At 70.2% G+C, this 24547-nt stretch carries 21 protein-coding genes; 13 read left to right on the top strand and 8 right to left on the bottom strand.

Annotated features, from left to right (window positions below):
• Positions 1–162: 162 nt before the first annotated feature.
• The 3 genes from U5A56_RS12650 to U5A56_RS12640 all read right to left on the bottom strand — a co-directional run bounded on the left by U5A56_RS12650 (position 163) and on the right by U5A56_RS12640 (position 4464).
• The gene (locus tag U5A56_RS12650) at positions 163–2619 is read right to left on the bottom strand and encodes a c-type cytochrome (RefSeq protein ID WP_415749124.1); all 2457 of its coding nucleotides are present in this window, start codon (positions 2617–2619) and stop codon (positions 163–165) included.
• On the bottom strand, positions 2609–3115 hold the full coding sequence (locus U5A56_RS12645) for a (2Fe-2S)-binding protein (protein WP_044843895.1): 507 nt from the start codon (positions 3113–3115) through the stop codon (positions 2609–2611). Before U5A56_RS12645 ends, U5A56_RS12650 begins: the two co-directional genes overlap by 11 nt.
• 185 nt (positions 3116–3300) lie before the next feature.
• Positions 3301–4464, bottom strand: coding sequence for an FAD-dependent monooxygenase (locus tag U5A56_RS12640; RefSeq protein ID WP_321922624.1), 1164 nt, complete (start codon positions 4462–4464; stop codon positions 3301–3303).
• A 298-nt stretch (positions 4465–4762) separates the two neighbouring features.
• On the opposite strand from U5A56_RS12640, the gene U5A56_RS12635 reads away from it, so the two are divergent.
• The 5 genes from U5A56_RS12635 to U5A56_RS12615 all read left to right on the top strand — a co-directional run bounded on the left by U5A56_RS12635 (position 4763) and on the right by U5A56_RS12615 (position 10630).
• Complete coding sequence (locus U5A56_RS12635; protein WP_044843893.1) at positions 4763–5515, top strand: Asp/Glu racemase; 753 nt, start codon at positions 4763–4765, stop codon at positions 5513–5515.
• A 26-nt stretch (positions 5516–5541) separates the two neighbouring features.
• The gene (locus U5A56_RS12630) at positions 5542–6372 is read left to right on the top strand and encodes an alpha/beta fold hydrolase (RefSeq protein WP_321922623.1); all 831 of its coding nucleotides are present in this window, start codon (positions 5542–5544) and stop codon (positions 6370–6372) included.
• 43 nt (positions 6373–6415) lie between these two features.
• Positions 6416–7456: a 2,5-dihydroxypyridine 5,6-dioxygenase gene (locus tag U5A56_RS12625; RefSeq protein ID WP_321922621.1), complete on the top strand. Its 1041-nt coding sequence runs from the start codon at positions 6416–6418 to the stop codon at positions 7454–7456.
• A gap of 19 nt (positions 7457–7475) precedes the next feature.
• Entirely contained in the window at positions 7476–8123 is a 648-nt protein-coding gene (locus U5A56_RS12620; RefSeq protein ID WP_321922618.1) for an isochorismatase family protein, read from the top strand.
• Positions 8124–8347: 224 nt separating this feature from the next.
• A complete protein-coding gene (locus U5A56_RS12615; protein WP_321922617.1) occupies positions 8348–10630 on the top strand; it encodes a xanthine dehydrogenase family protein molybdopterin-binding subunit in 2283 nt (760 codons plus the stop codon).
• A gap of 36 nt (positions 10631–10666) precedes the next feature.
• Here U5A56_RS12615 and U5A56_RS12610 read toward each other — a convergent pair whose 3' ends face one another.
• On the bottom strand, positions 10667–11113 hold the full coding sequence (locus U5A56_RS12610) for a MarR family winged helix-turn-helix transcriptional regulator (protein ID WP_044843888.1): 447 nt from the start codon (positions 11111–11113) through the stop codon (positions 10667–10669).
• A 536-nt stretch (positions 11114–11649) separates the two neighbouring features.
• Between U5A56_RS12610 and U5A56_RS12605 the strand changes: the two genes are divergently transcribed.
• Together U5A56_RS12605 and U5A56_RS12600 are read left to right on the top strand one after the other, a co-directional pair.
• On the top strand, positions 11650–12957 hold the full coding sequence (locus U5A56_RS12605) for an MFS transporter (protein ID WP_044843887.1): 1308 nt from the start codon (positions 11650–11652) through the stop codon (positions 12955–12957).
• 444 nt (positions 12958–13401) lie between these two features.
• The gene (locus tag U5A56_RS12600) at positions 13402–14166 is read left to right on the top strand and encodes a DUF4397 domain-containing protein (protein WP_044843886.1); all 765 of its coding nucleotides are present in this window, start codon (positions 13402–13404) and stop codon (positions 14164–14166) included.
• A 60-nt stretch (positions 14167–14226) separates the two neighbouring features.
• Here U5A56_RS12600 and U5A56_RS12595 read toward each other — a convergent pair whose 3' ends face one another.
• Together U5A56_RS12595 and U5A56_RS12590 are read right to left on the bottom strand one after the other, a co-directional pair.
• A complete protein-coding gene (locus U5A56_RS12595; RefSeq protein ID WP_044843885.1) occupies positions 14227–14793 on the bottom strand; it encodes a DUF3005 domain-containing protein in 567 nt (188 codons plus the stop codon).
• 193 nt (positions 14794–14986) lie between these two features.
• Entirely contained in the window at positions 14987–15244 is a 258-nt protein-coding gene (locus U5A56_RS12590) for a hypothetical protein (RefSeq protein ID WP_321922614.1), read from the bottom strand.
• Between the two features lie 255 nt (positions 15245–15499).
• Here U5A56_RS12590 and U5A56_RS12585 point away from each other — a divergent pair, with 255 nt between their 5' ends.
• The 3 genes from U5A56_RS12585 to U5A56_RS12575 are packed head-to-tail and all read left to right on the top strand — an operon-like array spanning position 15500 to position 18989.
• Positions 15500–17032 (top strand): NCS1 family nucleobase:cation symporter-1, encoded by a 1533-nt coding sequence (locus U5A56_RS12585; RefSeq protein WP_321922612.1) that lies wholly within the window; start codon positions 15500–15502, stop codon positions 17030–17032.
• Positions 17033–17054: 22 nt separating this feature from the next.
• Positions 17055–17783 (top strand): aspartate/glutamate racemase family protein, encoded by a 729-nt coding sequence (locus tag U5A56_RS12580; protein WP_044843884.1) that lies wholly within the window; start codon positions 17055–17057, stop codon positions 17781–17783.
• A 24-nt stretch (positions 17784–17807) separates the two neighbouring features.
• Entirely contained in the window at positions 17808–18989 is a 1182-nt protein-coding gene (locus U5A56_RS12575) for a LysR family transcriptional regulator (RefSeq protein WP_321922611.1), read from the top strand.
• A 110-nt stretch (positions 18990–19099) separates the two neighbouring features.
• Here the strand turns inward: U5A56_RS12575 and U5A56_RS12570 are convergent, their stop codons facing one another.
• Positions 19100–20668: an MFS transporter gene (locus U5A56_RS12570; RefSeq protein WP_321922610.1), complete on the bottom strand. Its 1569-nt coding sequence runs from the start codon at positions 20666–20668 to the stop codon at positions 19100–19102.
• Between the two features lie 100 nt (positions 20669–20768).
• Between U5A56_RS12570 and U5A56_RS12565 the strand changes: the two genes are divergently transcribed.
• Together U5A56_RS12565 and U5A56_RS12560 are read left to right on the top strand one after the other, a co-directional pair.
• Entirely contained in the window at positions 20769–21647 is an 879-nt protein-coding gene (locus tag U5A56_RS12565; protein WP_321922609.1) for a LysR family transcriptional regulator, read from the top strand.
• Positions 21648–21778: 131 nt separating this feature from the next.
• A complete protein-coding gene (locus tag U5A56_RS12560; RefSeq protein ID WP_321922608.1) occupies positions 21779–22768 on the top strand; it encodes an ABC transporter substrate-binding protein in 990 nt (329 codons plus the stop codon).
• A gap of 30 nt (positions 22769–22798) precedes the next feature.
• On the opposite strand, the gene U5A56_RS12555 is transcribed toward U5A56_RS12560, so the two are convergent.
• Positions 22799–23173 (bottom strand): phage protein NinX family protein, encoded by a 375-nt coding sequence (locus tag U5A56_RS12555; RefSeq protein ID WP_321922607.1) that lies wholly within the window; start codon positions 23171–23173, stop codon positions 22799–22801.
• Positions 23174–23462: 289 nt separating this feature from the next.
• Between U5A56_RS12555 and U5A56_RS12550 the strand changes: the two genes are divergently transcribed.
• Positions 23463–24539 (top strand): glycosyltransferase family 2 protein, encoded by a 1077-nt coding sequence (locus U5A56_RS12550; protein ID WP_321922606.1) that lies wholly within the window; start codon positions 23463–23465, stop codon positions 24537–24539.
• Positions 24540–24547: the final 8 nt, after the last annotated feature.

Genomic DNA, 24547 nt, shown 5'->3' with positions numbered 1-24547 from the left:
CCCTTTTCAGTGAACACATTGTTTCGAATGGTTAAACGATGGGCGCTGCCGGCAGGATTTACGGCCCGCGTCACGCCCGTCGTTGCGCAGCGTGTCGCTTTTCCCGGCTTCCCGGCCGACGCACGGTTTCTGCCCGGCGACCGGCATCGGCCGGCGCGCCGGTCAGTGCGCACGCGCCCGGATTCTCGCCGAAGCCTCCTCCAGGCTTCGCCACGCCGGTTGGCCGGGCGCATAGCGCGCGCGGATGTATGCGGCGAGCTCGGCCATCTGCCGGTCGTCGAACGCGTCGCGGAAGCCCGGCATGTAGCCGAGCCCGTCGGTGGCCGGATGGTCGATCCCGTCGTGCAGCACGCGCAGCAGGTTGTCGGGCGCCGCCTGGCTGACGCTCGTGTTGAGCCCCATCAGCGGACGCACGCCGAAATGCCCGACCCCGCCCGTCTCCGCGTGACAGACCGCGCACGCGGCATCGAACGCGCGCCGGCCGCTCTCGAGGCCGAGCGTCGCGACCGTTTCCGCACCGCGTGCACGGCGGGTCGCCGCGTCGACGGCCACCGCGGCATCGACGGGCGGCGACAGCGACGCCAGATAATGCGCGATCGCCCGGACGTCCGATTCGGGCAGCGCCGCGAGCCCCGCGACGACCGGCGCCATCGGCCCGGCCGCGACGCCGTGCTGCGCGGAGAAGCCCGTGCGCAGGTAGTCGAACAGCGCGCCTTCGGTCCACGGCACCGGCGACGCCGGCGACGCGACGAGCGGCGGCGCGACCCACCCCTCGGCCTCGCCGCCGGCCAGATAAGCGCGCTCGCCCCGTTCCGCGCCGAGCGCGTTGCGCGGCGTATGGCACGCGCCGCAGTGCCCGGCGCCGTCGACCAGATACTTGCCGCGATTCCACGACGCGGAGCGCGCCGGATCCGGCACGAACGGCCGCGCGTCGTGAAACAGCCAGTTCCATCCGGCGACGAGGCGCCGCTGGTCGAGCGGGAACGGCAGCTTCGTCTTCGGCGGCGCATGCTTCACCGGCGGCTGCGACATCAGGTATGCATACAGCGCGAGCAGGTCGGGCTCGCTCAGCTTCGCGAACGCGGTGTACGGAAACGCCGGATACAGATGCGAGCCGTCGCGCCCGATGCCTTCGCGCATCGCGCGCGCGAACGCCGGATACGACCATGCGCCGATGCCGGTTTCCGGATCGGGCGTGATGTTGGTCGTGTAGATCGTGCCGAACGGCGTGTCGAGCGCGAGACCGCCCGCATTGGCCGCGCCGCCCGGCGCGGTATGGCAGACCGCGCAATCGCCGGCGAGCGCGATCAGGCGGCCGCGTTCGAGCGTCGCCGCGCTCCACATCGCGCCGTCCGCGCCGCCGGGTGCGACCGGGGCGATCGGCGCTGGGCCCGGCAGGATCGCGCAGGCCAGCCCGATCAGCCCGCCGACGACCCCGCCCGCGCCGCCACCGGCCAGCCAGCGGCGCCAGCGCGATGACGCGCGGCGCGGCGCGCCGGCACTGCGCTCGCCGACATCGGCCGGCTCCGGCCGGGCCAGCGCGTCGCGAATGCGTGCGGCGTCGAACGGCGGCGCGCGAAAACGCACGCCCGTCGCGTCATACAGCGCGTTCGCGATCGCGGCCGCCGCCGGCGCGGCCGCCTGTTCGATCCGTTGCGCGTCGTATGCCGACAGCGACTGCGCGCGACCGGCGCCCGGCTCTGCGTCGTCGAACGCGACGAGTTCATGCGCGATCGCATCCGGCGCGACATCGCCGCCGGTCTCGTCATGCGCCGGCCGTGCGGACAGCCGCGCGCCCATCACGCGCGAAATCGCCGCCTCGATCTGCCACGCGGGCAAGCCCGCCATCGACGCCTGCCCGGGCTCGCCCGCGCCCTGCCCGGCGACGACGCGGCGCACCGCGACGTCGCCCGTCGCGCGATCGACGTCGAGATCGACGACCCAGGCGGACCAGTGCGGATCGCTGTCGCGGCCGTTGTCGCGGCCCGCGTCCGCGTGCGGGATTTCGCCCGCGGACGGCGCCTCGAGCACGCCCGCACCGTCGAACGCAAAGCCGCGCCCACTGAGGCGGTCCTGCGCCGCTGTATGGGCACGGCCCGTGGCCGGTTCGCCCCACGCCGCGCGTTCGCTGACCATCCGGATGATCTCGCGCGGCCCGGCATCGCGCGACGCATCGAGATGCTGCAGGCGCAATGCGACCGGATCGCGCCGCAGCGCACCGGCCAGTTCGTCGACGAACGACTCGCGCGCGAATGCGTGCGCGTGGCCGGGAATCGCGTGGTGGACGTCGGCCATTTCGATCGACGTCTGCGCATGTCGATAGACGAACGGCGACGACCGAGCCGATGCCCCGCCCTGCGCCGCCGCGCGCCGCGCATCCGGTGTCGTTCCGGCCTGCGCGCGATAGCGCCACGTCGTCATCCGCCCATCGGCGGCGGTCCGCGTTTCGAGCTCGAACGACGCGTGCGCACGCGCATCGCCGATCGGCCATTCGTAGTGTGCGCGGTGCATGCGCGCCGCGTCGTCCGCACGCGGCGCCGAACCGGCCACCGCTTCATCGCGCCGCACATCGCTCGCATCGGCTTCGGGCTGCGCGGGCACGCTCAGGTCATGCTTCATCGCCGTCGTCCCGCAGATAGCGCGCGGCCCGATGCACCGCGCGGATGATCTCCAGATGCGTGCCGCAGCGACAGAGATTGAAGCGCAGCGCGTCGCGGATCGCCGCATCGTCCGGCGACGGATTACGGTCGAGCAGCGCCTTCGTGCTCATGATCATGCCGTTCAGGCAATAGCCGCACTGCGCGGCCTGCTCGTCGATGAACGCGCGCTGGATCGGATGCGGCGCGTCGCGCGAGCCGAGCCCTTCGAGCGTCGTCACGTCGCGCCCGTGCGCGGCGGCGGCCGGCACGACGCACGCGCGCGTCGCCTGAGCATCGACCAGCACCGTACACGCGCCGCACTGCCCGAATCCGCAGCCGTACTTCGGGCCGTTGAGCGCGCAGTCGTTGCGCAGGACCAGCAGCAGCGGCGCGTCGGGCGCGGCAGCGTCGAACGTGTGCGGCGTGCCGTTCACGCGAAACGCGAGCGGCCGCGACGGGGAAGCGGGATGGGACATGAAGGGATCCGGAATGCGGGGCGCGGGCCGGCAGGCCGTGACTTGGGGCCGGCAGCGGGCACGGCCGCCGGCTCGCGACAGGCCGGCGTCGCGCGCAGCGCTCACGTATAACACGCCGAAATGCGTACCGCCGCATCGATCACCGATACGGCGGCGCGGCATCCGGCGCGGACACCGCATGCGCGTCAGGCGACGGCCGCCACGTTGCCGCGCGACGGCGACGGCGACACCAGCGGCACGTCGAACACGTCGTAGCCGAACACCCACGACGGATCCTCGTTGGTGCGCAGCCACGTGTTGTTGTGCGACACGAGCTGCACCTTCGACGCGCGTGCCGCGCGGTTCGCCTCGTACAGCGCGAACGCACCCGCGTAATCGCCGATGCCGACTTCGTCGAGGCAGCGCGCGAGCATCGCCGCATCCTCGATCGCCATCGCCGCGCCCTGCGCCATGTGCGGCTTCATCGGATGGCATGCGTCGCCGAGCAGCACGAGACGGCCGCGGCTCCACAACGGCAGCGGGTCGCGCTCGAGCAGCGGCCACTTCGTGATCGACGGCGACACGTCGATCAGGTGCTGGATGTCGGCGTGGAAGCCGGCGAACGCCTCGCGCATTTCATCGCGGCTGCTGTCGACCATCGACACGCCTTCCGGCCACTCGGCCTGCGGCACGCCGGTCACGTAGTAGTACTCGTCGCGCTTCTCGGTCACGTAGTAGACCATCATGTGGCGATCCTCCGACCACCATTTCACGCACATGTCGTACGGCTTGTTGCCGAGCAGCGAGGCCGGGAACACCGCGCGATGCGCGACATAGCCCGTATAGCGCGGCGGCTCCGCGCCGAGCAGATGCTCGCGGATCCGCGAGTTCACGCCGTCCGCGCCGATCACGATGTCGGCCGTCTCGACGCTGCCGTCGGCAAACGTCAGGCGCACCGCGTCACCCGTGTCCTCCACCGCCGCGAGCCGCTTGCCGAAGCGGATCGTGCCGGGCGTCACCGCCTGCGTCATCAGCGCGTGGAAATCGCCGCGATGCACGGTCAGGTAGCTCGCGCCGTAGGTCCTGCGCGCGTAGTCGCCGAGCGGAATCCGCGACAGTACGTCGGCCGTCTGCCAGTCGCGGCTGTACCAGCAATCCGGATGCGAACCCATCGTCTCCAGCGCGTCCTCGCAGCCGATGCGCCGCATGATCTTCATCACGTTCGGGCCGAGATGGATGCCCGCGCCGAGGCGCGAGAACGCCGGCGCCTGCTCGTACAGCGCGACGTCGTAGCCGCGGCGCTGCAGCAGCGCCGCGGCGGCCGTGCCGCCGAGACCGGCGCCGATGATTGCGATACGGGGTTTGCTCATGCGGATCTCCTGATCGTGAGCCCGGCGCCGGACGCGGCACGAGAACGGGCGAATTGAATGGTGTTTATGTAGCGTACACACTCAATTTATTCAAGACAAGAGGATTATTTCCGGTGGCCGCCACATCCGGGAAAACACCAATAAAACCTCATATATATCCGAAAATAAACGATCTACGCCTGAAAGGAATCATTTTGACCCATTGTCATTTTCAAATGTACACACTAGACTTTCCCCGAAACCAGGCGATCCCGCGCCAGCGGGCCGCCCCACCCTTACCGACACGGAGCCTCCCGTCATGAGCAAGACCTACCGCATCGGCCAGATCGTGCCGAGTTCCAACACGACGATGGAAACCGAGATTCCCGCGATGCTGCGGTTGCGCGAGGCGATCCGGCCCGAGCGCTTCACGTATCACTCGAGCCGGATGCGGATGAAGAAGGTCGTCAAGGAAGAACTCGCGGCGATGGACGCCGAATCCGACCGCTGCGCGGTGGAACTGAGCGATGCGCGCGTCGACGTGCTCGGCTACGCGTGCCTCGTCGCGATCATGGCGATGGGCCACGGCTATCACCGCGTGTCGCAGGCGCGCCTCACGAAGCACACGGCCGACAACGGCGCGCAAGCGCCGGTGCTGACGAGCGCGGGCGCGCTCGTCGATGCGCTGAAGGTGATCGGCGCGAAGCGCATCGTGGTGGTCGCGCCGTACATGCTGCCGCTGACCGAGCTCGTGGTCGACTACATCCGCAACGAAGGCTATGACGTGATCGCGTATCGCGCGCTCGAGATCCCCGACAACCTCGACGTCGGCCGCCACGACCCGGCGCGCCTGCCCGACATCGTGAAGACGCTGCCTTACCAGGACGCCGATGCGATCGTGCTGTCCGCGTGCGTGCAGATGCCGTCGCTGCCGGCCGTCGCGAAAGTCGAGGCGATGACGGGCAAGCCCGTGATCACGGCCGCGATCGCGACGACCTACGCAATGCTGCGCGAACTCGATCTCGAACCGATCGTGCCCGGCGCCGGCGCGCTGCTGTCCGGCGCGTATTGAGCGCCCCGCTACTTCGGAGCATCGCCATGTCCTCGACTTTCCTGTACGGCGCGAACGTCCGCGCCAACGGCATCCGCCAGCACTACCTGCGCTACGGCGGCGCCACGGGCGCGCGCGCGTCGCGCCCCGCGATCGTGCTGATTCCCGGCATCACGAGCCCCGCGATCACGTGGGGCTTCGTCGGCGAGGTGTTCGGCGCGGCATTCGACACCTATGTGCTCGACGTGCGCGGCCGCGGGCTGTCCGACGCGTCGCCGTCGCTCGACTACGGCCTCGATGCGCAAGCCGATGACATCGCGGCGTTCGTCGCCGCGCTCGGCCTGCCGCGCACGAGCCTGGTCGGCCATTCGATGGGCGCGCGGATCGCCGCGCGCGCGGCACGGCGCGGCGTCCGCGGGCTCGAATCGGTCGTGCTCGTCGATCCGCCGGTGTCCGGCCCGAACCGCCGCGACTATCCGGGCAAGCTGCCGTGGTACATCGACTCGATGGCGCTCGCGCGCGCCGGCACCGACGCCGAAAGGATGCGCGCGTTCTGCCCGACCTGGACCGATGCCGAACTGCAACTGCGCGCCGAGTGGCTGCATACCTGCGACGAGCGCGCGGTGCGCACGTCGTACGAAGGCTTCCACACCGACGACTTCCACGCGGATGCCGCGCAACTGGCCGTGCCGGCGCTGCTGATCACGGCCGAGCGCGGCGACGTGGTGCGCGACGACGACGTCGCCGAACTGCAGCGTGCGACGCCGTCGATGCAGCACGTGCGCGTGCCCGATGCCGGCCACATGATCCCGTGGGACAACGCGGCGGGCTTCTACGCGGCGTTCGGCAACTTCCTCGGCGCGCCGCTCGCGGCCTGATTTCGCCCCCCCCTTTCCCTTCACGCCATTACCGGAGCCGACGATGCCAGTCAGCGACTATCAACTGATCGACGCGTGGAAGCAGGTGCTCACGCTGTCGCGCCTCGAACCGGGCCAGACCGTCACGATCCTGACGAGCGCGGCCACTCATCCGCAGACGCTGTCGTGCGCGCTGATCGCGACGCAATCGATGGGCGCGATCGTCAACCGGCTCGACCTGCCGCCGGTGAACGGCGAGAAGGCGTTCAGCCGCGACCCGCTCGCGTATCTCGGCACGACGCCGCTCACCGGCAACCGCGCCGCGATCGCCGCATTGCGCGAGAGCGACCTCGTGCTCGACCTGATGACGCTGCTGTTCTCGCCCGAGCAGCACGACATCCTGAAATCCGGCACGAAGATCCTGCTCGCGGTCGAGCCGCCCGAAGTGCTGGTGCGGATGGTGCCGACACTGGCCGACCGCACGCGCGTGCTCGGCGCCGCGAAGAAAATCGCCGCCGCGCGCGAGATGCGCGTGACCTCCGCGGCCGGCACGGCGCTCGTGTGCCCGCTCGGCGATTTCCCGCCGACCGCCGAATACGGCTTCGTCGACGCGCCGGGCCGCTGGGATCACTGGCCGAGCGGCTTCGCGCTGACTTACCCGAACGACCGCACCGCGCGCGGCACGATCGTGATCGATCGCGGCGACATCCTGCTGCCGCAGAAACATTACGTGAGCGAGCCGATCGCGCTGACCGTCGAAGGCGGCTACGCGACGCGCATCGAAGGCGGCGTCGATGCCGACCTGCTGCGCGATTACATGGAGACCTTCGCGGACCCGGAAGGCTATGCGATCTCGCACATCGGCTGGGGGCTGCAGCCGCGCGCGCGCTGGTCGACGCTCGGCCTGTACGACCGCGAGGCGACGATCGGGATGGATGCGCGTGCGTTCGAAGGCAACTTCCTGTTCTCGCTCGGCCCGAACAACGAAGGCGGCGGCACCCGCACGACGACCTGCCACATCGACATCCCGCTGCGCCGCTGCACGGTCGAGCTCGACGGCGAGACCGTCGTGCGCGAAGGCCGCGTGACCGATCAACCTGCCTGACCGACGAGTGCCCGACACCATGACCGATCTTTCCCGCCACGCCGAAGCCAACGTCTACCGCCAGCAGGGTTTCGGCACGCCGCTGCCGCCGCACGGCAACATCGGACTGCTGATCGTCGACTTCGTGGTCGGCTTCGCCGATCCCGCGACGTTCGGCGGCGGCAACATCGCGCCGGCGATCGCGCGCACGACGCGGGCACTCGCGCTCGCGCGCGCACGCGGCTGGCCGGTCGCGCACAGCCGCATCGTGTATGCGGACGACGGCAGCGACGACAACGTGTTCTCGCTGAAGGTGCCCGGCATGGCGACGCTGACCGAGCACCATCCGAACAGCGCGATCGTGCCCGAACTCACGCCCGCCGCCGGCGAACTCGTCGTGCGCAAGACCGTGCCGTCGGCGTTCTTCGGCACGCAGCTCGCGCCGTGGCTCGCGCAGCGCGCGGTGCAGACGCTGCTCGTCGCGGGTGCGGTGACGAGCGGCTGCGTGCGCGCGAGCGTGGTCGACGCGATGTCGCACGGGTTCCGCCCGCTCGTGCTCGCCGATTGCGTCGGCGATCGCGCGATCGCGCCGCACGACGCGAACCTGTTCGACATGCAGCAGAAATACGCGGCCGTGATGCCGCTCGACGATGCGATCGCGGCGATCGATGCCATGCACGCGCGCTGAGCCGCCGCGCCGATCGCGGGCGGTGCGGCACGGGTGGTACGAACGGCAGCCGTGCCCGCGCCGGCGCGCGATTGACGCTGCGCTTTTGGCGACCTAGATTGACCGCGTGCGCCATCGCGCACGCCCGGGCCGTCGCCCCGTGCGCGGCACGCGGCAGCAGCGCCGCAGGCGCAGGCGCCGCGACCGGCCGCCGGTCGCGCCCTCCCCGACAGGACACCTGAACCGTGAACCGCTCCGAACTGCTTGCGCGCGACGGCTGCCTGACCGTGATCCGGCGGCCCGCGCCGCCGCCCAAGCCGGCGCCCGGCCAGCCGGGCAGCCTGTCGTCGTACGTGCCGGCGCTGCCCGAGGTGTTCGTCGCGATCCTCGACGACGGACGCATCCTCGCGTTCAACGGCCACGTCGACCTCGGCACCGGCATCCGCACGTCGCTCGCGCAGATCGTGGCGGAGGAGCTCGACGTGCCGGCCGCGCGCGTGACGATGGTGCTCGGCGACACGGCCGCGACGCCGAACCAGGGTCCGACCATCGCGAGCGCGACGATCCAGATTTCCGCGACGCCGCTGCGCTGCGCGGCCGCGCAGGCACGCCACGCGCTGCTGGCGCTGGCCGCCGAGCGCTTCGGTGTCGACCCGGCGCAACTGAGCATCGACGACGGGACGATCGCAGCGCCGGCCGGCGGGCACACCGCAACGTTCGCCGCGCTCGTCGCGGCGCGCCGCATCGCGCTCACGCTCGACCTGAACGCCCGCACGAAGGATCCCGCCCGCTACCGGATCGTCGGCCGGTCGTCGCCGCGCGTCGACCTGCCTGCGAAAGCCACCGGCCAGCTCACGTTCGTGCACGACATGCGCGTGCCGGGCATGCTGCACGGCCGCGTCGTGCGGCCGCCGTATGCGGGCCACGACAGCGGCGCGTTCGTCGGCACGTCGCTGGTCGACGTCGATCGCGCGTCGGTCGCCGACGTGCCCGGGCTCGTGGCGGTCGTCGCGCTCGGCGACTTCGTCGGCGTCGTCGCCGAGCGCGAGGAACACGCGATCCGCGCGGCACGCCAGCTGCGCATCGCGTGGCGCCCGCATCCCGCGCTGCCGCCGCTCGACACGCCCGCGGCCGCGATCGCCGCCGCGCCCGCGCAACGCCGGTTGCTGCTCGAAGAAGGCGACGTCGACGCGGCACGCGCGCAACCCGGCACGATCACGCTGTCGCGCACCTATGCGTGGCCGTTCCAGATGCACGGCTCGATCGGCCCGTCGTGCGCGCTCGCCGACTATCGCGCGCCCGGCGACGGCCGGATCACCGTATGGTCCGGCACCCAGAATCCCGTATCGCTGCGCTACGACCTCGCGACGCTCGTGGCGCGCGACGAAGCCGATATCGACATCGTGCGGATGGAAGCGGCCGGCTGCTACGGCCGCAACGGCGCGGACGACGTCTGCGGCGACGCGCTGCTGCTGTCGCGCGCGGTCGGCCGCCCGGTGCGCGTACAGCTGTCGCGCGCGGACGAGCATCTGTGGGAACCGAAGGGCGCCGGGCAGCTGATGCAGGTGACGGGCACCGTGACGCGCGACGGCCGCCTGCTCGGCTACGACTTCACGACGCGCTATCCGTCGAACGACGCGCCGCTGCTCGCGACGCTCCTGACCGGCGCGATCGCGCCCGAACCGCGCGTGTTCGAAATGGGCGACCGCACCGCCGTGTCGCCGTATGAAAGCCCGAACCGCCGCTTCGTCTGCGAGGATCTCGCGCCGCTCGTGCGCGCCTCGTGGCTGCGCGGCGTGTCGGCATTGCCGAACTCGTTCGCGCACGATGCGTTCGTCGACGAATGCGCGGCGCTGGCCGGCATCGATCCGCTCGCGTTCCGGCTGCGCCATCTCAAGGACGCGCGCGCGACCGACCTGCTGCAGGCCGTCGCCGATCGCGCGGGCTGGACGCCGCGGCGCGTGGATCGCGGAAATGAAGCGCAAGCAGCGCGCGTCGTCCGCGGACGCGGTATCGCATACGCACGCTACGTCCACAGCCGCTTCCCCGGTTTCGGCGCGGCCTGGTCCGCATGGATCGTCGACCTGAGCGTCGATCGCGTGTCGGGCGAGATCCGCATCGAACGCGTGACGGTCGGCCAGGACACCGGCACGATGATCAACCCCGACGGCGTGCGCCACCAGATCCACGGCAACGTGATCCAGGTATTGAGCCGCACGCTGAAGGAGCGCGTGCGGTTTGCCGACGGCAAGGTCGCGTCGCGCGAATGGGCGAGTTATCCGATCCTGACTTTCGACGAAGTGCCGGACGTCGACGTGGTGCTGATGCCGCGGCAAGGCGAGCCGCCGCTCGGCGCGGGCGAATCGGCGTCGGTGCCGGGGCCCGCCGCCGTCGCGAATGCGCTGTTCGATGCGACCGGCGTGCGCCTCTACGCGCCGCCGTTCACGCCGGAGACGGTGCGCGCCGCGCTGCGCGAGGCCGGCCGGCTTCCGGCTACCGAAGCGAGTGTCGCGGCAAGCGCCGCATGAGGCCGGTTTGCATCGAGGGCCGGACGGCGCCGCGCGTCACGCGTCGCCGTCGGCCTCCATCATCTTGCGCAGCAGGTACTGCAATGCGACGCGTTCGCCCGGATTGAGCGGCCCGTACGTGCGCTCGGTCACCTGCCGCGCGAACGGCACCGTGCGGTCGATCAGCGCGAGGCCCGCCGCGGTCGCGCGCACGATCAGCTTGCGGCCGTCGTTCGGGTCGGGCAGCACCTCGACCAGCGCGCGCGTCTTCAAGCGCTCGACGACGCCGCGAATGGTCGCCTGGTCGATCGCGGTCGCCTTCACGATGTCGTTCAGCGAACACGCCTGCTTTTCCTTGACCGCGCACAGCGCGACGAACTGCGCGGCCGTCAGGTCCGAATCGGGGATCGCTTCCTGGAAGATCGCGACGTGCCGCTGATAGGCACGGCGCAGCAGGTGCCCGACCTGGTCGTGAAAGTCGTAGGAATCCTTGGAAGACGCCATGAAGATGAAGGCTCGCGCGGCATGAATGGGAAAGGCAAGCAGTGTACACCCTCAAATCGGTGCATCCGGTCACGCGGCCGCTGCTTCGTTGCGGTGCGTCAGGGTTCTTCGCGCCCTACCCGCGTCGCGCCCGACAAGCGCCCGACCATGTCGGCCTGCTCGCGGACATCGCCGCTGCAACGCCCGCGGCTCGCGCGATCCGGCGGGCTGCCGGACGCGCGCGCCCCGAACGCCGAAGCACTGGCGTGCACACACTCCACTTTTGAGCGTATACGCACGAATTTCGTGCATACCATAGGCCGGGCAAAAACCATGCTGGTATGTGCATATTCCCGTATAAATCCCCGAAAAATTTGGGGCTTATCCGGTTTATCGATCTATCCCGAGGCGTTCATTTCCATGCCTGCGCGATTCCGTATTTTCTAGTGTGTACGCTATGTAATTGGCGTGCTATACAGACTCCAGCGCGCGGCGAACCTTCGCTCGCGTCGAACGGCCACCCACTTCATCCGTCACATTCGAACAGGGGCAATCCCATGTCTACCGCACACCCGAGCGCCGCCGTCTCCGCCGACGACACGCTGCACGGCGCGCTCTACCGCAAGGTCACGCTGCGCCTGATCACGCTGTTCTGCCTGTGCTATTTCGCGGCCTATCTCGACCGCATCAACATCGGGCTCGCGAAGCTGCAGATGCTCGACGCGCTGAAGTTCAGCGACACCGTGTACGGGCTCGGCGCCGGCCTGTTCTTCGCCGGCTACATCCTGTTCGAAGTCCCGAGCAATCTGGTGCTGCAGCGCGTCGGCGCGAAGCTGTGGATCGCACGGATCATGATCACGTGGGGCCTGCTGTCGGGCGCGACGATGTTCGTGCATACGCCGATGCAGTTCTACGTCGTGCGCTTCCTGCTCGGCGCCGCCGAAGCCGGCTTCCTGCCCGGCGTGCTGCTGTACCTGACCCAGTGGTATCCCGATGCGCGCCGCGCACGCATCGTCGCGCTGTTCATGGTCGGGCTGCCGCTGTCGAGCATGATCGGCAGCCCGATCTCCGGCTGGATCATGCGTGCGTTCGACGGCGCCCACGGGCTCGGCGGCTGGCAGTGGCTGTTCCTGCTCGAGGCATTGCCGTCGGTGCTGCTCGGCTTCGCGGTGCTGCGCTGGCTGCCCAACAGCATCGAGACCGCGCGCTGGCTGAACGCGGACGAGCAGCGCACGCTGCGCGCGAACCTCGATGCCGATCCGTCCGGCAACAAGAGCCACGCGCTCGGCCGCGCGTTCTCCGATCCGAAGGTGTGGGCACTCGGCCTCATCGACCTGTGCGTGCTGCTCGGGCTGTATGCGGTGAGCTTCTGGCTGCCGACGATCCTGCGCGACACCGGCGTGAAGGACGCGTATCACATCGGCTGGCTGATGGTGATCCCGAATGCCGCGGCCGTGCTCGCGACGCTGTATTGCGGCGCGAGCTCCGACCGCGCGCGCGAGCGCCGCTGGCATATCGTCGTGCCGTTCCTGGTGTCGGCCGTCGCGCTCGCGTTTGCCGCCGCGTCGTCGCACGGCACGCTCGCGACCGTGCTGCTGTTCTCGCTGATCAACGCGGGCGCGGCCGCCGCGATGCCGGTCGTCTGGGCGCTGCCGTCCACGTTCCTGAAGGGCTCGGCCGCCGCCGGCGGGATCGCGTTCGCGTGCTCGATCGCGAACCTCGGCGGCTTCGGCAGCACCTACTTCATCGGCTGGCTGCGCGATACGTTCCATTCGCAAAGCGCGGGGCTGTACGGCTTCGCCGCATGCATGCTGGTCGGATGCGCGCTCGCGCTCGCGTATCCTGCGAAGCTCGTGAACCGTTGATGCGCTCCATGCGCGCGGCGACCCGAGGTCGTCGCGCGCGATTCGCACGACTCTCCGCGTATCGATGCGTGCCCAACGATATGCGCGCATGCCCCCTCTCGCCCTTCCGTATTCGTCGCAGCGCCCCCGGCTGACGGCTTGACCAGCTTTCCTGGGCGCAGCACTCGCGCACAGGTCGCCTCGCGACGTGCCGCACTGCCTTTTTACAAACACGTCACCTCGCGCGCGTGTTCGCGCACGGCATGCCGCACCTCCTCGCGCCGCATCCCGCCACACCGGCGCGTGCGCATGTTCTGCCGTGCAGGCACGTCGTTTGCGATATCAACGCGCCCGCCCCCCGGGGCGGACGGCAATCCTTCCTTCAACCCGGCGCTGCACACCGCGCGAGTCCTCGCGCGGCGATTCCGCATCGCAAGCAGGGTTCCCCCTGAACGAGAGGACGACATGAAATCCATACGAACGATAGTGGCCCTGTGCTCGGTCATTTCCGTACTCACGGCGTGCGGCGGAGACAGCAACGACGTCGGCACCGTGCTCGGCATCTCGAAGCCGCAGGCGCGCTTCATCAACGCGGTGCCGGCCGGCCCGAATCTCGACTACTACCTGAACGCGAAGCTCGATGCGTCGGGTGTCGCGTACAAGGGCGTGACCCGTTATCACGACATCGATTCGGGCACGCAGACCGCCAGTTACGACGTATCGGGAACGACCACGACCGTCGCGTCGCAATCGTTCGGCGCGGCGAACGGTCACCACTACACGACCATCGCGTTGCCGAGCACCTCGTCGGCGATTTCGCTGATCGACGATCCGTTCGACAAGAAGCTGCTGTCCGACAAGGCGCGCGTGCGCAGCTTCAACGCGTCGCCGAACACGCAGAACGTCGACGTGTACGTCGTGCCGCCGGGCACCGACATCAACACGCAAAGCCCGACGCTGGCGGGCGCCGCGTATCAGAACGCCGTGCCGGCATCCACACAGGATTCCATCTACCTGAACGGCGGAACCTACCAGGTGATCGTCACGACGGCCGGCAGCAAGGCGCCGATCCTGAAGACCGCGCCGGTCGCGATCAACAACAACGCCGACTGGCTGCTGGTGACGATTCCGGCGGGCGGCATCGGCGACGTGACGCCGAACGACATTCACGTGCTCGTCGCGCAGGGCAACGATGCGGACACGTCCGCGCAGGAACTCGGCCCGCAATAACGGATAGCGGCTTCGGCGGACCGCCGGCCGGCGGTCCGCCCGGCAGCCCTCGCTACGTCGTCAGTCGGTCCGCTCGAGACGAATCACATGCTCGACCCGCGTACCGTCGCCGTGCTCGACATCGACATCGCCGACATGCCGGACGCGCCAGCCCGGCCGCGTCGCAATCTGCGGCACGTTGCCGCCCGGCCGGCTGTCGATGCCGCCGAGCCCTTCGTCCGGCGTCTCGACCGCGTCGTCGAGCGACGCATTCGAATAGATCACGTTGTCGTGCCACTCGGTCGCGCCGCTGCGCGCCTCCATGCCCTTGCCGTCGACGTCGACCGTGTTGTCGGTCATCGCCATGTTCGCGTTGTCGAGCGTCACGATCCTGCCGCTGGCGCGACGCACCGGATCGCCGCTGTCGACCGCATGCGCGCCGACGTCGATCGGCGGCAGGCCGGTCGGCGTCTTCGCCGCGACGGCCTCAGGGGTCAGCGCCCGCTTCGTGACCTCGGCGGCTTCGGCGACCTCGGCGGCCTGGGTCGCCGCATCGGGCATGTCGCCGGCCGCCGGCGTCTGCACCGGGCTCTTCGCGATCTGTTCGCGCTGCTGTTTCGGGGTTGGGTTCGATTCCGCGTTGTGCATCGCACCTCCTGTTCCGGGCGGCGTGCGCCGGCGGGATGCAGCCGGCGCCGGTCCGGGAATCGCTACAACGGTCGTTGCAAATCTTTCACGCGCACGGCGCCGCCCACGCGTGCCCTGCGACACGCGTGCCGCGCCGACAGCCGTCCCGGCGGCACGCGGGCGACGGGCCCGCGCATGCCGCCCGCGCCGACCGTCAGCCGCCGCTTGCTCCCGCGGGCGCGGAAGCGGCGCCGGGCATGCTCGCCGGGCCGCCGGCCGTGCCGCTGCCCGGCATGCCCGACGGCGCGGTGGACGGCGCCGGCGCCATGCTGCTGGTGGAGCCGGTTGAGCTCCCGCCGGTAGCGGTGTCGCTCTCGCTCTTCTTCTGACAACCCGCACCCGCCGCCAGGCCGGCAATCAGGATGCCGGCGAAGACGACCCGCGATACGTGACGAATGGAATATCGCTGCATGACACCTCCGCTGATGTCGACTGGATGGAGACCTGTGGCGAGCAATGCGCGTGCCGTCCATCTCCTCCATCGCCACCGCCGGCGACCCGGCCCCATTCATTTTTCAAATGCCCCCCAGCCGAATATTTAATTTCCCATCGCCGCGACGGCCACCCATACTCGCGAACAAATCCGAGACATAACGTCCACGGCGGCCGGGCCTGCGCTGCGTGCACACGCTGCCGGTTCGCGCCCCGCACATGGAAGGAGACGAGCGTGCAACTGGAAGCCACCCACCGTGCGGGCATCGTGCTCGGCGCGCACGACGCATTGCAGCGAACCGATACGGCCACGCGCGACCCCGCGCTGAGCCCCCGGCTGCACAACCCCGACCTCGCGCCGACCAAGGCGGAGGGCCGCACCTGGGGCCGCTACAGCATCTTCGCGCTGTGGACCAACGACGTGCACAACATCGCGAACTACTCGTTCGCGATCGGGCTGTTCGCGCTCGGCCTGTCGGGCTGGCAGATGCTCGCGTCGCTCGCGATCGGCGCGGTGCTGGTGTACGGCTTCATGAACCTCACCGGCTACATGGGCCAGAAAACCGGCGTGCCGTTCCCGGTGATCAGCCGAATGAGCTTCGGCATCTACGGCGCGCTGTTGCCCGCGATGATCCGCGCGGTGATCGCGATCGCATGGTTCGGCATCCAGACCTACCTCGCATCGGTCGTGCTGCGCGTGCTGCTCACCGCGATCTGGCCGGGCCTCGTCGCGTTCGACCAGAACGCGATCTGCGGGCTGTCGACGCTCGGCTGGGTGACGTTCGTCGCGATCTGGCTGGTGCAGATCGGCATCCTCACCTACGGGATGGAGATGGTCCGCAAATACGAAGGGCTCGCCGGCCCGATCATCCTCGTCACGACGCTGTCGCTCGCCGCATGGATGTTCAGCCGCACCGGCGGCCATCTCGCGATGTCGATCGGCAAGCCGATGACCGGCCTGAAGATGTGGACCGAAGTGTTCGCGGGCGGCGCGCTGTGGCTTGCGATCTACGGCACGCTGGTGCTCAACTTCTGCGATTTCGCGCGCGCGTCGCCGAGCGCGAAGACAGTGCGGGTCGGCAACTTCTGGGGCCTGCCGGTGAACATCCTGGTGTTCGCGACGATCAGCTTCGTGCTCGCGGGCGCGCAATTCAAGCTGAACGGCCAGATCATCCACAGCCCGACGGAAATCATCGCGACGGTGCCGAACAAGCTGTTCCTCGTGCTCGGTTGCCTCGCATTCCTGATCGTGACGGTCGCGGTCAACATCATGGCGAACTTCGTCGCGCCGGCCTTCGTGCTGACGAGCCTCGCGCCGCACCGCCTGACGTTCCGCCGCGCGGGCCTGATCAGCGCGACGGTCGCGGTGCTGATCCTGCCGTGGAACCTGTACAACAGCCCGATCGTGATCGTCTACTTCCTGTCCGGCCTCGGCGCGCTGCTCGGCCCGCTGTACGGGATCATCACGGTCGACTACTGGCTCGTGCGCAAGCAGCGCGTGAACGTGCCGGACCTATATACCGAAGCGCCGAGCGGCGCGTATTTCTACACGCGCGGCGTGAACCGCAAGGCGCTCGCGGCGCTCGTGCCGTCCGCGCTGATCTCGATCACGCTCGCCGTCGTGCCGGCCTTCAGCGCGATGACGCCGTTCTCCTGGCTGCTCGGCGCGGCCATCGCGGGCAGCGTGTACTGGCTGACGGCCGATCGCAAACGGCAATACGACGAGCGCTCGGGCGAACCCATCGCGGTCGCCTGCGCCCGACACTGAACGCAGCATACGGAGTGCACCGATGAGAATCCTGGTAGTCAACGTCAACACGACCGCGTCGATCACCGACGCCATCGCCGCGCAGGCGCGCGCCGCCGCGTCGCCGGGCACGGAGATCGTCGGGCTGACGCCGCACTTCGGCGCGGAATCGGTCGAAGGCAATTTCGAGAGCTACCTCGCGGCGATCGCCGTGATGGACCGCGTGTTGAGCTACGACGAGCCATACGACGCGGTGATCCAGGCCGGCTACGGCGAACACGGCCGCGAAGGGCTGCAGGAACTGCTGACGGTGCCGGTCGTCGACATCACCGAAGCGGCCGCGAGCGTCGCGATGCTGCTCGGCCACCGCTACTCGGTCGTCACGACGCTCGACCGCACGGTGCCGCTGATCGAGGATCGCCTGAAGCTCGCGGGGCTCGACGCGCGCTGCGCGTCGGTGCGCGCGAGCGGTCTCGCGGTGCTCGAGCTCGAGGAGAACCCTGCCCGCGCGATCGAGTCGATCGTCGACCAGGCCGCGCGCGCGGTGAAGGACGATCGCGCGGAAGTGATCTGCCTCGGCTGCGGCGGGATGGCCGGCCTCGACCGGCAGATCGAGGAATGCACGGGCGTGCCCGTCGTCGACGGCGTGTCAGCCGCGGTCGCGCTCGCGGAATCGCTGGTGCGCCTGAAGCTGAAGACGTCGAAGGTCCGCACCTATGCGCCGCCGCGCCCGAAGCGGATCGTCGGCTGGCCGGGCACCTTCGTCAAATGACGGGCCGCGGGAACGCGTAGCGACATGCGGGACGCACCGGCGCCGAACGGCCTGTCCCTCGATGCGTCCGACGCAAGGAGTGCGCTCGACGGTCTGGACGCGCGGCTGATGCGCATCCTGCTCGTGCTGCTCACCGAGCGCACCGTGTCGCGCGCGGCCGTGCGGCTGAACATGTCGCAGCCGGCGACGAGCGCCGCTCTCAAGCGGCTGCGCACGCTGCTCGGCGATCCGCTGCTGGTGCGCAGCCGCTACGGCATGGTGCCGACCGAGTTCGGCGCGCGGCTGATCGAGCCACTGCGCAACGCGCTGCGCGTGATCGACTTCATCCGCATCCAGCAGCCGACCTTCGATGCGCGCACGTCGGTGCGCACCTACCGGATCGGTTGCCCCGACTACCTGAACGTGCTGTTCGTGCCGAAGCTCGTCGCGTTGTTCCGCGAACGCGCGCCGAACGCGCAGCTCGTGTTCCATCCGCTCGGCGACGGCTACGACGACGAACGCGCGCTCGCCGACGGCGAGCTCGACGTCGTGATCGACAACCGCCCTGCCCGCCTGTCGCGGTTCCGGCAGGACGACCTGTTCGACGATCGCGTCGTATGCCTGATGCGCGCCACGCATCCGCTCGCACGGCGCGGCGCGATGACGGCCGCCGAATTCGCGCGAGCCGCGCAGCTGTGCCCGACACCGTCATGGCTCGAAGCGTCCGGCGCGATCGACCGGCAGCTCGAACGCGTCGGCCTGCAGCGGCGGATCGTCGTCACGCTGCCGCACTTCGAACTCGCCGCGCATGCGCTCGTGCGCTCCGATCTGATCCTCACCACCACGTACCGGCTCGCGCGCCACTACGCGAAGCTGCTGCCGCTCGGCGCGGTGGCGCTGCCGGCCGAGCCGCCCGCGATCGTGTACCGGATGACGTGGAATGAGTCGGGCGCCTGCGTCGACGGTGTTCGCTGGCTGCGCGGGCTGATCGCGGAGGCGACGCGCGGCTGGCTCGACGCGGAGGCCGCGCAGCCGGCCGTCGCGGCGGTTGCCGCGAATGCGGATGCGGATGCGCGGGCGAATGTGCCGATCGCCGATGCCCCGCCGGAACCGACCCGACGCACGCGCCGCCGGCAGGCGACGCATTGCGGTGCATCGCAACGGCCGCGTGTCGCGCGTGCGGCGCGCGTTCATCGCGTCGCGACGAAGGCGACGAAGTCGCGCTGAATCGATCGCCGACGACATCCTGAACACGCTGCGTGAAACCTGAACGCGCAAGCCCGGCGGCTCCGTATCGTCGCGTGCAATGAGCGGGGCATGAACGCCCGCCGCACGCATCACGCGTCGCGCATCGGTTGCGCAAGCAACTTGTATGCGATGACGGCGACGGCAAGCGCGAGCACGCCGCTGACCGTCAGCGCCGCGGCGAATCCGCTCGCGAAGGCCGCGGGTGCCGCATCGGCAAGCGTGCGCGCGGCCGACGGCGGCACGTGCGCGAGCGCCTGCGCGAGATCGCCGGCCAGCAGGCTCGACATGAACGGCGCGTCGACGAACGCGCGCATGCCCGGCGTGGCGGACAGCAGCCGGTCGAGGTGCGCGTGCGTGCTGGCGGCCAGCACCGCGCCGAGCACGCCGACGGCCGTCACGATCGCCGAGAAGCGCGTGGTCGTGCTGATGCCCGACGCCATCCCGGTACGGCTCGGCGGCACGCACGCCATGATCGCCTTCTGCGTGTCGCCGTTCATGATGCCCGCGCCGCAGCCGGTCACGAACATGCCGAGCGCGACGAGCCGGTAGTCGCCGCCGGCCGTCAGCGCCGCGGTCGCGAGATTGCCCGCGCCGATCAGGGCGAGCCCGCCCGCCAGCACGCCGCCGGACGATACGCGCGCGGCGAGCAGGCCGCCGAGCGACGGCCCTGCGATCATCGCGAACGCGAACGGCAGCATCCCGAGCCCCGCGTCGATCGCGGACATCCCGAACGCGTTCTGCAGGTACAGCGGCAGGAACGTCATCATCACCTGCGCGCACGCCGCATAGCCGAACATCGCGAGCACGGCGCCGACGAAGCGCGGCTGGCGGAACAACGTCAGATCGATCATGGGCCGCGCCTGCCAGCGCTCCGCACCGATGAACGCGGCCAGCAGCGCGGCGGCCAGCGCGAACCGGCCGAGCGTCGCGGTCGACAGCCAGCCATGCGACGGCGCGCCGATCAGCGCCGCGATCGCACCGGCGAGCGCCGCGCCGAACAGCAGGCTGCCGGCGGCATCCACCCGTTTCGCGTGCGGATCGCGCGACTCGTCGATCGCGACGCGCGCGCCGGCCGCGAGCAGCGCGCACACCGGCAGGTTCAGCAGGAACACCCAGCGCCAGCCGATCCACTGCGTGATCGCGCCGCCGACCAGCGGCGCGACGGCCGTCGCGATCCCCATGCACATCCCCCAGATCGCCCATGCACGCGCCCGTTCGCGTCCGTCCGGAAAGCGGTTCGCGATCACCGCAAGCGCGGCCGTCAGCAACAGCGCGGCCCCGCCGCCCTTTGCCGCGCGCGCGGCGATCAGCCAGCCGGCCGACGGCGCGATCCCGCACCCGAGCGACGCGAGCGAAAAGAGCGCGAGCCCCGCGCCGAGCATGCGTTTGCGCCCGAAGCGGTCCGCCAGCCCGCCGGCCGGCAGCAGGCATGCGGCGAACGCGGTCATGTAGGCGCTCACGACCCATTCGATGTCGGCGAAGCTCGCATGGAAGCCGCGCGCGATGCTCGGCAGCGACACGGCGACGACGTTCGTGTCGAGGACGATCAACGAGCATGTCGCCGACGCGACCGCGAGCGTCGCGGCGGCCGGCAGGCGGGTGCCCGTGCGCGCGACGGCAGGCGCGCCTGCGCGCGGGGCGGGAGAAGACTGGGACATCGACGGCTCCGGAACGAGAGGAACGAGCCGTATGCTAGGCTTTCCCGGTATTACCCGTCATTGACATACCGATGCAGTTTCATTAACGAAAATTGCAATCATGAATCCGCTCGAATTCCGTCACGTGCGCGCGTTCCTGAGCGTTGCGCAGCACCTGCATTTCGCGCGCGCGGCCGACGCGCTCGACATGGCGCCGCCCGCGCTCACGCGGCGGATCCAGGAGGCCGAGCGGCTGCTCGGCGTGCGGCTGTTCCAGCGCTCGCGCCGGGAGGTTTCGCTGACGGCGGCAGGCATTGCGTTTCTCGCCGAGGCGCGCGCGGCGGTCGAGCATCTGCAGCGCGGCCGCGAACTCGCGACGCTCGCCGAACGCGGCGAACTCGGCCGGATCGAGATCGGCTACGTGTCGTCGGCCGTCTATTCGGGCACGCTGCAGCGCACGGTCGGCGCGTTCCGCGCCGCGCATCCGCGCATCGAGCTGAACCTGCGCGAGGTACCGATGGACGACGTCGCGAAACAACTCGACGCGGGCCGGCTCGACCTCGCGTACGTGCGCCCGCCTTTGCCGCTGCCGGGCGGGCTGCGGATCGTCACGCTGCAGCGCGACGTATTCGTCGCGGCGGTGCCGGCCGATTCGCGTTACGCGGCGATGACCACCGTGCGTGCCGCCGATCTCGCCGACGCGCGCTTCGCCGTGCCGGAACAGGAGCGCGGCACGCTCGAAGTCGCGCGCCGCGGCCGCTTCGCGCCGGTGATCGCCGCGCGGCCGGGCGGGTTGCTCGCGGTGCTCGCGTGCGTATCGGTGAACGGCTGGGTCGCCGTGATCCCGGACGCGCTCGCCGGCTGCGTGTCGTTGCCGGGCGTCGTGTACCGGCCGATCGCCGGCAAGCCGATCATGTCCGAACTCGCGCTCGCGCACCGGCGCTTCGAGAAGGCGCCCGCGGTACGCGCGTTCCTGCGCGCCGTCCCTGCCGCGGGCTAGCGCCTGTCCCGCCGATAACGGACGCGCGAATAAGCATTTCGCGATTCGATGTTTGCCGGCGCGAAACCGATTCCGTAATCTGCCCGGCAGCCGCGCGGCCTCTCGCGCGGATCACCGAGGACCTGCCGCCGATGACTTCGCCCTCCGCCCCGGCCCGCCGCCGCGCACTGCTGCGCGTGGCCGCCCTGGCCGCCGCACCGCTTGCCGGCGCCGCCGCACGGCCCGTCCGCGCGGCCGGCCCCGACCTGTCCAACGTGACGCTGGTGCTCGGCGACCAGGCCGGCGGCCTGCGCGCGCTGGCCGAAGCCGCGCGCGTGCTCGACGGCGTGCCGTACCGGTTTCGCTGGGCGAATTTCCAGGGCGCCGCGCCGCTGTTCGAAGCACAGCGCGCGGGTGCGATCGACCTCGCGCCGGCCGGCGACCTGCCGGTGTTGACGGCCGCGCTCGGCGATCCGGCGCTGCGGATCGTGGCCACGCGCGTCGGCTCGCCGACGTCGCTCGGCATCGTCGTGCAGCCCGATTCGCCGGTGCGCACCGTCGCCGACCTGAAGGGGCGCACGGTCGTCGTGTCGTCGGCGCGCGGCAGCATCTCGCAATACCAGCTCTACGGCGCGCTGCGCGAACACGGCCTCGCGCCGGGCGACGTCGACGTGCGCTTCGTGCTGCCGGTCGACGCGTTCGCCGCATTTGAGGCGAAGCAGATCGGTATCTGGGCGACCTTCGATCCGTATTACGGCAACGTGGTCCGGCGCGGTGCGCGCATCGTGCGCGACGGCAGCGGGATCAATTCCGGGCTCGCGTTCCTCACGTCGCCGGTCGACACGCTCGACGATCGCGCGAAGCGCGCGGCGCTGTCGGACGTGCTCGCGCGGCTCACCCGAGCCGGCCAGTGGGCGCTCGGGCATCCCGCCGATTACGCGACCGTCTATGCGTCGCTCACGCGCCTGCCGCGCGAGGCGGCCGCCGACATCGCGCGCCGGGCGGCGCTCGCGCAGCGCGGCGTCACCGACGCGGACATCGACGTGCTGCAGCGCGTCGCCGATCGCGCGGCCGCGGACGCGATCCTGCCGAAGCGCGTCGACGTCGCGTCGATCGCGGTGCGCAACCTGCCGGCCGCGTAACCGGCTGCACGTCGTCGCCTGTGCGGACGTTCAACGCGGCTTCGCCATGTCGAGATCCGGCACGTCGTCGCCGAACGTCGACGCAACCAGCGTGCGCATCGCGGCGAGCAGCAGCGTCGGGCCCGACTGGTTGAACGTGCAACGCTCGCCGGCCGCCGGCACTGCCCGATGCAGCACCGCGCGCCACGCACCGTGCCCGCCGTCGCGCTCGAACGCGCCGAACGGCAAACGCTCGACGAGCGGCCCGCCGTCTACCCACGACGACGACGGCGCGTACGGCACCGGCGTGCCGCCCGGTTCGCGCAGGACCGTGCATCCCGCGGCGTCGACGCGCGGCGCGCCGAGTGCTTCCGCCATCGCCACCCAGAAATCGAGCGGCGCACCGACCAGATCGTGAACCTGCATCGCGCCCTCCCGCGGTCGTGAAAACGCCATCCTAGCGCTGCCGCGCGCGATGCGCCGGCCACGCCGCGACCGGTGCGTTGCCCGGCAAGCGCGCCCGTCGTGCAAAACCGCCGATACGTGTTACGAATCGGCGATTCCTGCGTACAATGAACGCAACACGTATCGTCCGGGCGGCGGTGGGCACGCATCCCGGAACCGCATTCACGCCGAACCGGGCCGGGCCCGTTCGGCGGACGACAACCGGAACCATACGGTGCAGCGCAGGCCGGATCTCTCGGGAGACCGCAGCATGTCCACGCACGCCAGGAAACCGCTGATATCGCTCGTCGTGCCGTTTCATGACGAAGAAGACACGATCGACGCGTTCTTTGCGGAAACGCTGCCCGTTCTCGAGTCGATCGCCGGGGTCCGCTTCGAGATCGTCTGCATCAACGACGGCAGCCGCGATCGCACGCTCGACCGGCTGGTCGCGATCGCCACCCGCGACGCGCGCGTACACGTCGTGGATCTCACACGCCGCTTCGGCAAGGAAGCGGCGCTCACCGCGGGCCTCGACGAGGCCGCCGGCGCCGCGGTGATCCTGATCGACGCCGACCTGCAGGACCCTCCCGCCCTGATTCCCGCGATGATCGAACACTGGCGCGCCGGTGCCGAAGTCGTCGCCGCGAAACGCACCGACCGCATGTGCGACCCGTACCTGCAGCGCGCGGCGGCGGCGCTCTACTATCGCGTGCACAATGCGCTGTCCGAAGTCGAAATGCCGGAAAACGTCGGCGATTTCCGCCTGATGGATCGCGAGGTCGTCGAAGCGCTGCGCGCGCTGCCGGAGCGGCGGCGGTTCATGAAGGGGCTGTTCGCGTGGGTCGGCTTTCGCACCGCTATCGTCGAATACACGCGTGCGCCGCGCAGCGGCGGCCGCTCGAAGTTCTCCGGATGGCGACGCTGGAACTTCGCGCTCGAGGGCATCACGAGCTTCAGCACCGTGCCGCTGCGCGTGTGGACCTACGTCGGTCTCACGTTCGCGATGCTGTCGCTCGCGTATGGCGCCTTCATCGTGGTGCGCACGCTGCTGTACGGCAATCCGGTGCACGGCTACCCGTCGCTGATTTCCGTCGTGCTGTTCGTCGGCGGTATCCAGCTGATCGGTATCGGCGTGATCGGCGAATACCTCGGGCGGATCTATCACGAGTCCAAGCAGCGCCCCGTCTATCTCGTGAGGCGGCGCTACCGAGCCGAGCGCGATGCCGCCGCCCAGCCGGCATCGAAGCTGCTGCAGTTTCCGCTGAAGCGCACGCCCGCGGCCCGCCGCCGGGCGGCGATGCCGGCAGTCGCCGGCGCCGCCGCCCGCAAAGCGTCGTTCAAGTAGAACCGGAC

This window comes from Burkholderia sp. BCC1998 (assembly GCF_905339875.1).
Taxonomy (GTDB): Bacteria; Pseudomonadota; Gammaproteobacteria; order Burkholderiales; family Burkholderiaceae; genus Burkholderia.
This window is presented reverse-complemented; position numbering and strand designations above follow the sequence as displayed.

What these genes read in the sequence shown, in the direction of transcription:
- U5A56_RS12650 (WP_415749124.1), bottom strand. Translation starts at nt 2,619, where the DNA reads ATGAAGCATGACCTGAGCGTGCCCGCGCAGCCCGAAGCCGATGCGAGC.
- U5A56_RS12645 (WP_044843895.1), bottom strand. Translation starts at nt 3,115, where the DNA reads ATGTCCCATCCCGCTTCCCCGTCGCGGCCGCTCGCGTTTCGCGTGAAC.
- U5A56_RS12640 (WP_321922624.1), bottom strand. Translation starts at nt 4,464, where the DNA reads ATGAGCAAACCCCGTATCGCAATCATCGGCGCCGGTCTCGGCGGCACG.
- U5A56_RS12635 (WP_044843893.1), top strand. Translation starts at nt 4,763, where the DNA reads ATGAGCAAGACCTACCGCATCGGCCAGATCGTGCCGAGTTCCAACACG.
- U5A56_RS12630 (WP_321922623.1), top strand. Translation starts at nt 5,542, where the DNA reads ATGTCCTCGACTTTCCTGTACGGCGCGAACGTCCGCGCCAACGGCATC.
- U5A56_RS12625 (WP_321922621.1), top strand. Translation starts at nt 6,416, where the DNA reads ATGCCAGTCAGCGACTATCAACTGATCGACGCGTGGAAGCAGGTGCTC.
- U5A56_RS12620 (WP_321922618.1), top strand. Translation starts at nt 7,476, where the DNA reads ATGACCGATCTTTCCCGCCACGCCGAAGCCAACGTCTACCGCCAGCAG.
- U5A56_RS12610 (WP_044843888.1), bottom strand. Translation starts at nt 11,113, where the DNA reads ATGGCGTCTTCCAAGGATTCCTACGACTTTCACGACCAGGTCGGGCAC.
- U5A56_RS12605 (WP_044843887.1), top strand. Translation starts at nt 11,650, where the DNA reads ATGTCTACCGCACACCCGAGCGCCGCCGTCTCCGCCGACGACACGCTG.
- U5A56_RS12600 (WP_044843886.1), top strand. Translation starts at nt 13,402, where the DNA reads ATGAAATCCATACGAACGATAGTGGCCCTGTGCTCGGTCATTTCCGTA.
- U5A56_RS12595 (WP_044843885.1), bottom strand. Translation starts at nt 14,793, where the DNA reads ATGCACAACGCGGAATCGAACCCAACCCCGAAACAGCAGCGCGAACAG.
- U5A56_RS12590 (WP_321922614.1), bottom strand. Translation starts at nt 15,244, where the DNA reads ATGCAGCGATATTCCATTCGTCACGTATCGCGGGTCGTCTTCGCCGGC.
- U5A56_RS12580 (WP_044843884.1), top strand. Translation starts at nt 17,055, where the DNA reads ATGAGAATCCTGGTAGTCAACGTCAACACGACCGCGTCGATCACCGAC.
- U5A56_RS12575 (WP_321922611.1), top strand. Translation starts at nt 17,808, where the DNA reads ATGCGGGACGCACCGGCGCCGAACGGCCTGTCCCTCGATGCGTCCGAC.
- U5A56_RS12570 (WP_321922610.1), bottom strand. Translation starts at nt 20,668, where the DNA reads ATGTCCCAGTCTTCTCCCGCCCCGCGCGCAGGCGCGCCTGCCGTCGCG.
- U5A56_RS12565 (WP_321922609.1), top strand. Translation starts at nt 20,769, where the DNA reads ATGAATCCGCTCGAATTCCGTCACGTGCGCGCGTTCCTGAGCGTTGCG.
- U5A56_RS12560 (WP_321922608.1), top strand. Translation starts at nt 21,779, where the DNA reads ATGACTTCGCCCTCCGCCCCGGCCCGCCGCCGCGCACTGCTGCGCGTG.
- U5A56_RS12555 (WP_321922607.1), bottom strand. Translation starts at nt 23,173, where the DNA reads ATGCAGGTTCACGATCTGGTCGGTGCGCCGCTCGATTTCTGGGTGGCG.
- U5A56_RS12550 (WP_321922606.1), top strand. Translation starts at nt 23,463, where the DNA reads ATGTCCACGCACGCCAGGAAACCGCTGATATCGCTCGTCGTGCCGTTT.